The following is a 12,618-nucleotide window of genomic DNA, read 5'->3' as shown; positions in this document are numbered from 1 at the left end:
TTTACCGGACAAGCCCGCGGGATATCAGGCTCAGGCGACCGTCAACACCGCTTCTTTCGCCTTAACGCCGCGATGCATTAGCGTCATTAGCGCTTCAAGCACGCCACCGCCAATCGCTCTGGCCTTATCCGATACGCTGGTATAATCGGCGTCGGCGCCTCGCGGGTCGATATCACCGATTTTGAAACCGCTGTTAACCACCAGACCATCGTTTAATAACCCCCGCACCATGCCGCCCAGCGGAGCCAGAATCTCCCTGTCACCGATGGCGGCGATCGTCTCCCCTTCGTTGACAATATCGCCCAGCCGCACCCGCCCCTGCAGCACGCCGGCTACCGGGGCGCGGATCACCCTCAGCGAGGTGTGCCCCTGAATGTTGCCCGGGATCCCGGTATTCGCCTGGGCGCAGCCGTGGTATATCACCTGGCCTAACCAGTGGCCCCGATGGGTTTCAATTACCGCGTGGCAATCTTTCCCGGCGCAAAAACCGGGGCCAAGCGCGATCACCGCCGGTGCCAGCCCGCAATGAGTACCGAAGTTTTCCTTCGCCAGAATCGCATCCACCACGCAGGCGGGCCTCAGGTCGCGCAGGGAGTGACACGATGGGTCGACCAGAAGTGGGATGGCCCCATTTTCAACGATGCGCATAGCCTCATGTACCGACGCGGCGCGCCGGGCAACAACGCCCTCCACCGTCACTTCACCGTCGAATATCGCCTGGGCAAAGGCCACGCTGCGGCGGATCGCCGTCGGTTTTTCAACCTCGAGCATGATCACCTTAAATCCGGCATGCCAGAGCCGCAGCGCCACCCCGGTAGCAATATCTCCGGCACCGCGAATCACCACCCGCAGATGCTGTGATGGATGATCCACCGCCATCATCAGGCCACCCGCGGCCTGATTTTTCACCTGCAGGATCTCCGCCAGGACGCTGATGGCTATCTCGTTTGGCGTCTCGGCGCCAATGCTATAGCCCACCGGCGCATGCAGCCGCGCAATGTGATCTTCCGCAATCCCGTTTTCACGCAGTTGACGTAAAAAAACCTGAACCTTACGGCGGCTGGCCAACAGACCCAGCCAGGCCACTGGCTGGGTAATCAGCCAATCCAGCGCTTCGCGATCTTTATTGTTGGTGGCGATGAGGACAAAATTGTCAGGGCCAATGTCCAGCTTGTCTAACGCGCAACTAAAGGTTTCTGCATGCAACAGCTGGGTCGACGGGGGGAAGAAATCAGGATTGAGGCTCTCCCGATAGATATCGGCAACGGCGATTTCGAACCCCACCAGCGCCGCAATTTGCGCAATTGCGCGGTTGACGTGTCCGCCGCCGATCAGCACCAGGCGCGGCCGCAGGCCATGCACGCTGATATAAACCGACATCGCGCCTCCGCAGTCAGAGCCAACGGCATCGGTCCCGTTGCGCGCCATCCTGCCGTGAAACATTCGCGACGTCTTCTCACTTAGCGCCACCAGTGCCTCATCAATCACTTTTCGCTCCACCATACCGCCGCCTATGGTTCCCGCAATGGTCCCGTCAGCGCGGATCAACATCTGCGCTGAGTGCCTGGGCGTTGAGCCTCTGCTGTCAACAATCTGCGCCAGCGCAAACGGGCGATTCTGTTCTTCGAGTCTTGCAGCTTCTGAGAAAATATTCATAACAACCTCGATGGCTATCCCTTTTCATCCCAGAGTGAACCTCACTCTCTCACTCGTCTGCGCGTGATTGCCGGACGCTCCTGAACGGATCCCGCCCAGATGGCATCAACATCGCCATCAACCAGCAGGTCGGCTGTCAGCAAATTATCATTTTGAGAAAGCTGATTAAGTAACCAGATGCGCCGGACACCCGGCGGCGTATCTTTAAAGGCCCCTTCAGGATGCCGAATGAAACGATGCAGCATCTGCCAGCTCAGCCTGTCACCCGGTACGGCGGCGGTTATTCGGCAAAAAAAGGGCCAGCGATGAACCGTCCCAGGACCAATACATTGCCCAATCAACCCGCCTCCCGTCACGGCAATGACGCAGCGACTTGAATCAGGGATGCAAGGTTCATGCTCGTTTGGCGCTTTAAGTGCAAAACCGTGAGCGCCGTCGGCTTCTACCAGCACCACGTCTACGTGAGCCTGCGCCACCAGTCCATCAAGTTGCTCGCCGGTAAACCCCTTTACTTTTCCAGCCTGCGGCAACCATGCGGAAAAACAGGCCAGCAGCGGCGGTTGCCAGACGACTGCCGGCAGCCGCCCCGGGTCGCGACAGATAACAACCGGCATCTGCTCCGGTAGAGACATATGCGTGGTGGTGGTCAACAGGACCCGTCGTCCGGCCTGGACAAATAATTCAGCCAGCCACAACAACGTACTGGTTTTGCCACCCGCGCCAACGGCGGAAATAAGTAACGGGCTGGCAGATGCACCTAAATCACAAAACAAGGCGTCATCTTGCAGTATATTTTCCATTAATCAGGTTCACTTCCATTATTTAAAGAGCGCTATGAAGCCGATCGACTGTATTATTACCGCCGCCGGGTTGTCCTCACGAATGGGGCAGTGGAAAATGATGTTACCCTGGCAAGAGGGAACAATACTTGATGCAAGTATTAAAAATGCCCTGCAGTTTTGCTCACGTATTATTCTGGTGACGGGTTTTCACGCGCAGGAACTGCAGACACGCTATAGTAACAACCCCAGGATAACGCTGGTGCATAATGCGGATTATCAACATGGGCTGCTCTCTTCCGTGATCTGCGGGGCCCGCGCCGTAAAAAGCGAATACTGCTTTATCACCCACGGCGATCTGCCTTGTATCCGCGCTGAGGTATTCCGCACCCTGTGGCCGTTGCGCTATAACGGTTCGATTCTTCCGTATTATCAAGGAATACCGGGCCATCCCATTCTCGTTGCCCGCCGCTATTTGCAACAGCGGCTGAACCATTCTGACGGTTCATCTGTCCGCCAGGCTCTGCTCAGCGGTCGGCATCAACGGCTGGAACTGGAATATCCGGAAATTATTTTTGATATTGATACCCCTGCCGATTTTATTCGCCTGCAAAATAGCCCGCGTTGCTCGTAGCGATGCCCTCGCGTCTCATGAGCGCGTTTAACGCGATAACGTAAATTATCATTGTGATAGATAAACGTTGATTTTGAGAAATAAGCACAATTCATTTTGCTGAGTGATTTGAATTCGCATTAGCGTAACGTGATGTATTTCATAAAGCGTCATTAACTTTAGATCTCTCTCACAGATTCGTATCCGCTTAGCTTAATGGCTAAATAACTGGTGCGATTGTTGCTCCAGCTCTCCCCATTCGTCGGAAAGATCGTTTTCCCGATAATATTCGTTCACCGATTAATCTAAGGAGAGGGTTATGGGAGATATCATGCGTCCCGTCCCGTTTGAGGCATTATTGACGCGTATCTTTGATGAATACCAAAACCATCGCTCAATATTTGGTATTCCTGAACAGCAATTTTACTCGCCGGCAAGCCCGAATCGACTCACCGTGTTCGGCGAGAGTTGTGCAACCCCCGTTGGACCTGCCGCCGGACCGCATACCCAGCTGGCGCAAAATATTATCACCAGCTGGTTAACCGGCGGTCGGTTTATTGAACTGAAAACCGTACAAATCCTCGATCGGCTTGAGCTGGAAAAACCGTGTATCGACGCCGAAGATGAATGTTTTAATACGGAATGGTCGACCGAATTTACCCTGAAAAAGGCGGCTGATGAGTACCTGAAAGCGTGGTTTATTCTACACCTGCTGGAAGAGATTTTCCCGCTCACGCCGATGAAGAGCGGCAAATCATTTATTTTCAATATGAGCGTGGGTTATAACCTTGACGGTATCAAGCAGCCGCCGATGCAGCAGTTTATCAACACCATGATGAATGCCAGCAAGCAACCTGAGTTTTCCCTCTATCGCGATATTCTCGACCGCTGGCTGCATGACGAGAGGTTCCTTCTCCGCTTCCCCGGCGATGATATCCGTCCACGGCTCGACACGCTGGCACACAGGATCCCCGCCACCCTGGTACACGGCGTAACGCTGTCGACGATGCATGGCTGTCCGCCGGATGAAATTGAAGCCATTTGTCGCTATATGCTGGAAGAGAAAAACCTCAATACCTTCGTCAAACTCAACCCGACGCTTCTCGGCTATCCCCGGGTACGTGAAATTCTTGATACCTGCGGCTTTGGCTATATCGCGCTCAATGAAGAGTCCTTTGACCATGATCTGAAAATCGATCGGGCATTAGCTATGCTGGAACGCCTGATGCAACTGGCAAAAGAGAAGCATCTCGGCTTCGGCGTGAAGCTGACCAATACGCTCGGCACCGTCAACAACAAAGGCGCGCTGCCGGGAGATGAGATGTATATGTCCGGTCGCGCGCTGTTCCCGCTGTCCATCAATGTTGCCGCTCTTCTTTCCCGCGCTTTTGACGGCAAGCTGCCCATCTCCTACTCAGGAGGCGCCAGCCAGCTCAATATTCGCGAAATTTTTGCCACGGGGATTCATCCGATCACGATGGCGACGGACCTGTTGAAGCCGGGAGGCTACCTGCGGCTTAGCGAATGTATGCGCGAACTGGAGCAGTCTGACGGCTGGAAGATGACCCAGGTGGACGTCACGCGGTTGAATGCGCTGGCGGAAAAAGCCGTCAGTATGGCGTACACCCAAAAACACTGGAAACCCAATGACCGTATTGATGTCGGCGAGAAACTGCCCCTCACCGACTGCTACGTCGCACCATGCGTTACCGCCTGCGCTATTAAGCAGGATATCCCGGAATATATCCGCCTGATGGGCGAACAGCGCTATGCCGACGCGCTGGAGCTGATTTATCAGCGCAATGCCCTGCCGGCCATTACCGGTCATATCTGCGACCATCAGTGTCAGTACAACTGTACTCGTCTGGACTACGACAGCGCACTTCACATTCGTGAGTTGAAAAAAATCGCCCTGGAGAAAGGCTGGGAGGAATATCAGCAGCGCTGGCATAAACCCGCAGGCTCCGGCACCCGACATCCGGTAGCGGTGATTGGCGCTGGCCCGGCAGGATTGGCCGCCGGTTATTTTCTCGCCCGCGCCGGGCATCCGGTGACGCTCTTTGAACGCGAAGCCAATGCCGGCGGCGTGGTGCGCAATATCATCCCGCAATTTCGTATTCCCGCAGAGCTTGTCGAACATGATATCGATTTTGTGATCCGACATGGGGTGAATCTGGTCTACGGCTGCGATCCGCATCTGAGCGTTGAAAAGCTGCAGCAGGAAGGATTCCACTACGTTCTGGTGGGAACCGGTACCGATAAGAACAGCGGTGTCCCGCTAGGCGGTGATAACCCTAACGTACGAAAATCGCTACAGTTTTTGCGGGAGTATAACCGCGGCGACAACCTGAAACTGGGGAAGCATGTGGCTATTATTGGCGCGGGAAATACCGCAATGGACTGCGCCCGCGCGGCCCTGCGCGTCCCCGGAGTGGAGAAGGTCACGATCGTTTATCGCCGTTCACAGCAGGAGATGCCTGCCTGGCGTGAGGAGTATGAAGAAGCCGTTGATGATGGCGTTCAGTTCCGTTTTCTGAACAACCCGGAAGAGTTTAACGCTGATGGCACCTTGACGCTGCGCGTCATGACGCTAGGCGAAGCCGATGAAAAGGGGCGCCGCCGCCCGCTACAAACCGCCGAGACCTGCACGCTGCAGGTCGATACCCTGATAACCGCCATCGGCGAGCAGCAGGACCGCGATGCCCTCGCGACGATGGGTATTCCGCTCAATGAACATGGCTGGCCCGTTGTCGATCTCAATGGTGAAACCGCTAAGGCCAACGTCTTCCTGATCGGCGATGTGCAGCGCGGCCCCTCCTCCATTGTTTCCGCAATCGGCAATGCCCGCCGGGCAACGGATACGATTCTGGCCCGCGAGAATATCCTCAGTCACCATGGCGATAAACGCTGGAATAACGTCAATCCGGCGGAAGTCTACCGCCGGAAAGGGACCATTGCCGTAGCCATGGTAAACAAAGACGATCGAGATGCATTCGTGGCCCAGGAGGCCTCCCGTTGCCTCGAGTGCAATTACCTCTGCAGCAAGTGCGTGGATGTCTGCCCAAACCGTGCCAACGTCTCAATCGCGGTGCCAGGGTTCCAGAATCGTTACCAGACCTTGCACCTTGACGCCTTCTGCAACGAATGCGGTAACTGCGCCCAGTTCTGCCCATGGCAGGGCAAGCCATACAAAGACAAAATCACCCTCTTTAGTCTGCCCGAGGATTTCGGCAACAGCACGAACCCGGGTTTTCTTGTCGAGGCGAACCAGGTTCACGTGCGACAAAACGATCGGATCTGGCTGCTGAATATCGACGAAGGCGGCCAGTTTAACGACGTACCGCCACCGCTTACCGATATGTGCCGCATTATCAGCCATGTTCATCTCCACCATCGCTATCTGCTGGGAGGCGTCGAAGTATGAGTATCCTGATTCTTAAAAATGCGACTGTCGCGCAACTTTACCCGGCGAAAGTCGTGGAAAATGTCGATATCGTTATCGAAAATGAGACCATTATCGATGTCGGTCCGGAGCAATGCCGGCGCTATCCGCAGGCCAGCGTTAAAGAGATGCAGGGCCGCCTGGTCATGCCTGGCAACGTGTGCTCTCACAACCATTTCTATTCGGGCTTATCACGCGGTATCCAGGCCGACATCGCCCCCTGTCCGGACTTTATCTCGACGCTGAAAAACCTGTGGTGGCGGCTCGATCGAGCGCTGGATGAAGAGTCGCTGTACTACAGCGGACTCATCTGCTCGCTGGAGGCCATTCGCAGCGGCTGTACTGCGGTTATCGACCATCACGCGTCTCCGGATTATATTGCCGGGTCGCTCAGTCAACTGCGTCAGGCCTTTCTGAAGGTTGGGCTACGCGGCATGACCTGCTTCGAAACAACGGATCGCAACGGCGGCGCCAAAGAGTTACAGGCTGGCGTTGAGGAAAACATTCGCTTTGCTCGCGAAATAGACAGCGCAAGGGAAAAAGGCGATACCCCGTATCTGGTGGAGGCCCATATCGGCGCTCATGCGCCGTTCACTGTCCCGGATGAGGGCCTGAGCATGCTAAACGAGGCCCTGAAGACAACCGGTCGCGGGCTGCATATTCACGCGGCGGAAGACCGCTACGATGTCTCCCACAGCCACCATCATTATGCAAAAGATCTGCTGGTGAGGCTGGCTGATTTCGATCTGATCGACAGCAAAACGCTGATCGCCCACGGGCTGTATCTTTCCAACAGGGATATTGAGCTGCTGAATGCCCATGACGGGTTCCTGGTACATAATGCCCGTTCTAACATGAACAATCATGTGGGCTATAACCAGCGTCTGGCGGCGTTCCGTAACCTGGCGCTCGGTACCGACGGGATGGGTTCTGATATGTTCGAGGAGCTTAAGTTTGCCTTCTTCAAACATCGTGATGCCGGCGGCCCGCTGTGGCCGGATAGCTTTGCCCGCGCATTAAGCAATGGTAATGAACTGCTCAGCCGTAACTTCAAGGCGAAGTTTGGTCGTATTGAAGCCGGTTACAAGGCGGACCTGACCATCAGCGATTACGCCCCGCCCACGCCGTTTATCGCTGAAAATATTGCCGGCCACATTGCCTTCGGGATGGGGAGCAGCAACGTTCATAGCGTCATGGTCAACGGAGTCATGGTTTACGAAGATCGTCAGTTTACCTTTGACTGCGAACCGATGTTTGCCGAAGCCAGAAAGGTTGCGGCGAAGATGTGGAAGCGGATGGATGCCCTGGCCTGACGCCCCCTGGCAGGAAAAGAACCCGGTCTCTGCGCCGGGTTCTTTTTTGCAACGAGTCTACAGCGTCAACAGACTGGCGGTGGCGACTTTACGCTGTTTTTGCAACGCCGCCAGCGCCTCAGCGCTCATCACGCTGAGCGCTGCCGTCGGGCAAACATCAACGCAGGCGGGCCCCCGTTCACGCGCGACGCACAGATCGCATTTCACCACCACCGGCGGATGCGCCGCCGTGGCCACAATCGTTATTGCGCCAAAAGGACAGGCCACCACGCACCCCTGGCAGCCGATACAACGTGCGGCATCGGCTTCAACCCGCTCGGTTCCCATCGTTAACGCGCCGACCGGACAGGCAGACACGCAGGGCGCGTTTTCACATTGATGGCACATCACCGGTACGCTGAGATGTGCGAGACGCATCACCTTCAGGCGCGGATGAAATTCCGCCCCTTCAGCCACGTGCGACAGGGCGCAGGCGACTTCACAGGTCCGGCAGCCGATGCAGGCCTGTGGACTGGCGACGATAAAGCTGGTCATACTCCCTCCTTGTTCCTGAACAAAGCCAGCATCTCGTGAGCCGCCTGGCGCCCGGCCACCATCGCTGTAACCACCAAATCGGCGCCATGCACCGCATCCCCGCCGGCGAAAATTTTGTCATTGTCGGTTTGCGTCGTGCCGCGACCTGGACCACCGGTACGAATCTGCCCCCAGCGATCGAGTTGAATCCCGTGCCCGCGCAGCCAGGGCATATCATGCGCCTGGAAGCCAAACGCCATGACCAGCACATCGGCCGGGAGCTCAAATTCTGAGCCGACAATCGGCTGCGGGCGACGACGCCCGTCCGCGCCAGGCTCCCCCATTTCGGTGCGGATCATCCCAACCGCGCTGACCTGACCTTTGCGGTTACGCAGAATAGATTGCGGCTGAACGTTGAACTGAAATTCCACCCCTTCCTCACGCGCGTTCACCACCTCTTTTTTCGAACCCGGCATGCTCAGTTCATCACGCCGGTAGGCACAGGTTACGCTGGCAGCGCCGCGACGGATCGCCGTACGCACGCAGTCCATCGCCGTATCACCTCCCCCCAGCACCACCACGCGTTTACCTTTAATCTCGGTCATCGGATATTCCGGGCTCTCCTCAAGCCCCATCACGTCACGGGTGCTGGCAATCAAAAACGGCAGCGCCTGAATCACGCCCGCGGCGTCTTCCCCCTCCAGGCCCGCCGCCATCAGGCCGTAGGTACCCACGCCAAGAAAAACGGCGTCATAGTCTGCAACCAGGTCGTTGAACGCCACATCGCGCCCCACTTCATGATTGAGGTGAAAAGTTATCCCCATTTCACTGAAGATCTCCCTTCTGACCCGCAGTATGCTTTTATCGAGTTTGAAGGGCGGTATACCAAACGTGAGTAAGCCGCCGATTTCAGGATGTCTGTCGAACACCGCCACCTGTACCCCCGCACGCGCCAGAATATCCGCGCAGCCCAGGCCCGCCGGACCGGCGCCAATGACCGCCACCCGCTCTTTACGCGGCACGACATTCCCCACGCCCGGCCGCCAGCCCATCGCCAGCGCGCTATCGGTGATATAACGCTCAAGGTTGCCAATGGTGATCGAGCCGCCTTCATTTTTCAGTGTACAGGCCCCTTCGCACAGACGATCCTGCGGACAAACCCGGCCGCAAATTTCCGGCAAAGAGCTGCTTTGATGACACAGCTCCGCCGCTTCGATGACATTGCCCTTGTTGACAAGGCGAATAAAATCCGGAATGTGGTTATGCAGCGGACAGGTCCAGTTGCACCATGCTTTCTGGGCGCAATAGAGGCAGCGTTCGCTTTCGTATTCCGCATCGCAGGCCTCAAGCCCGTGGTAAATTTCGCCAAAATGGGTCTTTCGCGTTTCGGCAGCGATTTTTTTCGCCCCGACGCGCGGTAATTTTTCGAGGAACGTTTCGCGTCGCGTCCTCTGACGAGGTTGTACCGCTAGCCCCTGGGCCGCACGAAGCTGTCGTTCGCGGCGCAGCTGGTTGATACCGGCATCATCCATCAGCTTCAACGCCTGTGTCGGGCAGGCTGCCACGCAGGCCTGCTGACCCGATGCATGTTCGCTGCACAAATCGCACTTCTGCGCCAGCTGCGGGGCATCCGCTGCCGAGGAGGTCATTTCGATGGCGCCAAACGGGCAGGCGAGCACACAGTTTTTACAGCCGATGCACTGCGCCTGTCTGAGCTGAATACTGTCATTCGCCAGATAGAGCGCCTGCGTCGGACATGAGGTGACGCAAGGCGCATCGTTACAGTGATGACAGGTAGCGGCACGACTCTCTTTACGGTGGAAGACAATGTGGATGCGCGGAAGGAAATCACGACGCTGCTGCGGCCAGACATCCTGATGATGCGCAGTCACGCAGGCTATCTCACAGACATGGCAGCCAATGCAGCTGGCAGCATCGGCAACAATAAATCGATTCATTTGCGTCCCTTTTATTATTATGAAAATGACAAGGGTCGCGATGCAATAATCAGGCGCTTTTTACGTTCTGCAGCGTAGCAGGTTCATTTTTGAGAACCGCCTCAAAGAAACGCCCTTCCCTGCGGCGACCGGGGACATCCAATGAGATGCCGCGCAGAATCATGTGGCGATTCATAATGATTTCATTCCTATCATTATGAGAACCTTCTGTTCCTCGTCCGTTGTTTAATCCTGACCTGTCGCGGCGTAAACCGCGCGTTCTGTGACAGTCGACTCATTTCGACAACTTTCTGCCTCAAATTCAAAAAACTGGCACTCCCTAAGCATATTCCCCTCAGGTGTATTTCATCGTGACTCATCCTTCTCCCCAGTCGCGCCTTCCAGGATGCACTGGCGGAAAATGTCGGATAATAAGGAGAACAAAGTTATGAGCGCCATTGATTCTCAGCCACCATCGGTCTCTGGCAGCCCCCACTCAACAGATGAGGTGGATCGCGTCTTGTCCCCGGGGAAGCTGGTCGTTTTGGGTTTGCAACACGTTCTGGTTATGTATGCAGGTGCCGTCGCCGTGCCTTTAATGATAGGGGACCGGTTAGGATTAAGTAAGGATACGGTGGCGCTACTGATCAGCTCCGATCTGTTTTGCTGCGGCGTCGTGACGCTACTGCAATGTATCGGTATCGGTCGCTTTATGGGGATTCGTCTCCCGGTCATTATGTCTGTGACCTTTGCCGCCGTTACGCCGATGCTGGCCATTGGTATACACCCCGATATCGGACTGTTGGGGATTTTCGGTGCGACGATCGGCGCCGGAATCATCACCACGCTGCTCGCCCCTCTCATCGGACGGCTGATGCCACTATTTCCCCCTCTGGTCACCGGCGTGGTGATCACCTCTATCGGTCTGAGCATTATGCAGGTCGGGATCGACTGGGCGGCCGGCGGCAAAGGCAATCCTGACTATGGTAATCCGGTTTATCTGTGCATCTCCTTCGCCGTGCTGCTGTTTATCCTGCTGGTCACGCGTTTCGCCAAAGGTTTTATGTCTAATGTCGCCGTCCTGTTAGGCATCGTCTTTGGCTTTGGCCTTTCAATGATGATGAATGAAGTTAACCTCAACGGCCTGTACGACGCCAAATGGTTCGCCATTGTCACGCCGATGGCGTTAGGGACGCCGGTCTTCGATCCGGTGTCGATTATCACTATGACCGCCGTGGTCATCATCGTTTTTATTGAGTCGATGGGGATGTTCCTGGCGCTGGGTGAAATTGTCGGCCGCAAGCTGACGCCGCAGGATATCGTTCGTGGTTTGCGCGTTGACGGTATCGGCACGGTGTTTGGCGGCGTTTTCAACAGTTTTCCCCACACCTCTTTTTCGCAAAACGTCGGGCTGGTCAGCGTCACAGGCGTTCACAGCCGCTGGGTCTGCGTGGCTTCCGGCGCTATTCTGATAATCTTCGGGATGGTGCCGAAAATGGCGGTGCTGGTCGCCTCCATCCCGCAGTTTGTGCTGGGCGGCGCAGGGCTGGTCATGTTCGGTATGGTACTGGCGACGGGAATTCGCATTCTGGCGCGTATCAACTACTCCTCTAATCGTTACAACCTTTATATCGTCGCCATCAGCCTTGGCGTGGGTCTGACGCCAACGCTGTCACATGATTTTTTCTCAAAATTCCCGACAGTACTGCAGCCGCTACTGCATAGCGGGATCATGCTGGCCACGTTCAGCGCCGTCACCCTCAATCTGTTCTTTAACGGTTACAACAAACACACGGGGCTGATTCCCGAGAACCCGGCGGTTAAGCGCCAGCCACGTACGATGCGCATGTGGTTACTGATGCGCAAAGTTAAACAGCAGCAACACGATGAATAACGAGAAAGACTCCGGCGTCAGTGCATAGCTCTGACGCCGTCATCCCGTAACCGGGAGCATAAATTCCGCGAACTCAGGAGAACTCATCATGTTATTACGCCTGGTTTTCGCCACCGCGGTTCTCTGTTTGCTGAGCCAGCCAGCGGTGCAATATGCCATTAATTTGAGTATCCATAGCCGCTTCGACTTTTGGTTGCTCTTTTAATCGCGCTGTCTCCGCTTCGTTCTGACGAGGAAAATTATCATAATGAAAAAGGTGATTACCGTATGCCCGTATTGCGCAGCTGGCTGTAAGCTCAGGCTGGTCGTTGAGGAGGAAAAAATTCTGCATGCCGAAGCGGCAATGGGCAAAAATAACCAGGGGACCCTGTGCCTGAAAGGCTATTATGGCTGGGATTTCATTAACGATACCCAGATCCTCACCCCGCGCCTGAAAACCCCTATGATCCGCCGTCAGCGTGGCGGCAAACT

Annotated in this window: 8 protein-coding genes and 1 pseudogene; 5 read left to right on the top strand and 4 right to left on the bottom strand. The window is 55.8% G+C overall.

The genetic code is table 11. The annotated features are described in order from the left end of the window. Nucleotides 1–30 precede the first annotated feature (30 nt). Together yqeB and yqeC are read right to left on the bottom strand one after the other, a co-directional pair. Complete coding sequence (gene yqeB / locus BV390_RS24965; RefSeq protein WP_046852340.1) at nucleotides 31–1,656, bottom strand: selenium-dependent molybdenum cofactor biosynthesis protein YqeB; 1,626 nt, start codon at nucleotides 1,654–1,656, stop codon at nucleotides 31–33. A 41-nt stretch (nucleotides 1,657–1,697) separates the two neighbouring features. Beyond that, on the bottom strand, nucleotides 1,698–2,456 hold the full coding sequence (yqeC, locus tag BV390_RS24960) for a selenium cofactor biosynthesis protein YqeC (RefSeq protein WP_085397434.1): 759 nt from the start codon (nucleotides 2,454–2,456) through the stop codon (nucleotides 1,698–1,700). A 34-nt stretch (nucleotides 2,457–2,490) separates the two neighbouring features. On the opposite strand from yqeC, the gene BV390_RS24955 reads away from it, so the two are divergent. The 3 genes from BV390_RS24955 to ssnA all read left to right on the top strand — a co-directional run bounded on the left by BV390_RS24955 (nucleotide 2,491) and on the right by ssnA (nucleotide 7,803). Further along, nucleotides 2,491–3,069, top strand: a complete 579-nt coding sequence (locus BV390_RS24955; protein WP_032687275.1) for an NTP transferase domain-containing protein — start codon at nucleotides 2,491–2,493, stop codon at nucleotides 3,067–3,069. Nucleotides 3,070–3,367: 298 nt separating this feature from the next. Next, nucleotides 3,368–6,472, top strand: a complete 3,105-nt coding sequence (gene ygfK / locus BV390_RS24950; protein ID WP_049268246.1) for a putative selenate reductase subunit YgfK — start codon at nucleotides 3,368–3,370, stop codon at nucleotides 6,470–6,472. Next, nucleotides 6,469–7,803, top strand: coding sequence for a putative aminohydrolase SsnA (gene ssnA / locus BV390_RS24945; protein ID WP_085397433.1), 1,335 nt, complete (start codon nucleotides 6,469–6,471; stop codon nucleotides 7,801–7,803). The genes ygfK and ssnA overlap by 4 nt, the downstream gene beginning before the upstream one ends. Nucleotides 7,804–7,860: 57 nt before the next feature. Here the strand turns inward: ssnA and BV390_RS24940 are convergent, their stop codons facing one another. Then, nucleotides 7,861–8,337: a 4Fe-4S dicluster domain-containing protein gene (locus BV390_RS24940; RefSeq protein WP_032696009.1), complete on the bottom strand. Its 477-nt coding sequence runs from the start codon at nucleotides 8,335–8,337 to the stop codon at nucleotides 7,861–7,863. Then, nucleotides 8,334–10,274, bottom strand: a complete 1,941-nt coding sequence (gene ygfT, locus BV390_RS24935) for a formate-dependent uric acid utilization protein YgfT (RefSeq protein ID WP_085397432.1) — start codon at nucleotides 10,272–10,274, stop codon at nucleotides 8,334–8,336. Before ygfT ends, BV390_RS24940 begins: the two co-directional genes overlap by 4 nt. A 427-nt stretch (nucleotides 10,275–10,701) precedes the next feature. Between ygfT and BV390_RS24930 the strand changes: the two genes are divergently transcribed. After that, nucleotides 10,702–12,147, top strand: coding sequence for a nucleobase:cation symporter-2 family protein (locus BV390_RS24930; RefSeq protein WP_046852343.1), 1,446 nt, complete (start codon nucleotides 10,702–10,704; stop codon nucleotides 12,145–12,147). A gap of 247 nt (nucleotides 12,148–12,394) precedes the next feature. Further along, a pseudogene (locus BV390_RS24925) lies at nucleotides 12,395–12,618 on the top strand (formate dehydrogenase subunit alpha); the annotation flags it as partial.

Origin of the sequence: Klebsiella sp. YJ, from assembly GCF_002108615.1 — a bacterium.
Taxonomy (GTDB): Bacteria; Pseudomonadota; Gammaproteobacteria; order Enterobacterales; family Enterobacteriaceae; genus Klebsiella; species Klebsiella planticola.
Note: the sequence above shows the minus strand (reverse complement) of the source record. Positions and strands in the feature narration are given on the sequence as shown.